Below are 537 nucleotides of genomic sequence, written 5' to 3'. Positions count from 1 at the left end.
ATGACTCAAAACGGACAGGCCGGGTCGGGTGGGAAAGACTATGGGAAGGCTGGTTCCTGCTACAAACGCTTATTGATGGGTATTTACTGGCTAAATCGGTTGATGTAGAGATGTGACTAAGAGACAGATCTGCAACGGGGCATGGCCGTCAAGCTGCCACTGCATCAGCCGGCCGTTGAGGCCGTAGTACCAGCTGACCGCAGGCAGGGTGTCCGCCTGGTATCCGGTGGGCAGGCCGCTCAGCGGGTCCCACTGATGGCTGACGGCGCGTCCGTTAATGGTCTCCCGGGTCAGGCGGCCGGCCTCATCGTATGCAAACGCCACCACCGCGTCCGGGTTGGCGGCCCGGACCAGTCGTCCCTGCGCGTCGTGGTCGTAGGTGGTGACTGAGCATAACGTGCACTGCCCGGCCTCTTCCTGCCACGCTTCCTGGCGGGTAATACGGTCGTCGTCGGTGTAGCACCAGCGCAGCAGCTGGTGATTGGGGTAGCGGGCGGTGAGGCGGCGCCCGGCGGCATCATACTGATAATGAATGGT

At 62.0% G+C, this 537-nt stretch carries 1 pseudogene; it reads right to left on the bottom strand.

Going from position 1 to position 537, the window contains the following annotated elements:
- Nucleotides 1-90: 90 nt before the first annotated feature.
- Nucleotides 91-537: pseudogene (locus tag CKY02_RS23255) on the bottom strand (RHS repeat domain-containing protein); the annotation flags it as partial.

Origin of the sequence: Photorhabdus bodei, from assembly GCF_003287735.1 — a bacterium.
GTDB classification, from domain to species: domain Bacteria; phylum Pseudomonadota; class Gammaproteobacteria; order Enterobacterales; family Enterobacteriaceae; genus Photorhabdus; species Photorhabdus kayaii.
This window is presented reverse-complemented; position numbering and strand designations above follow the sequence as displayed.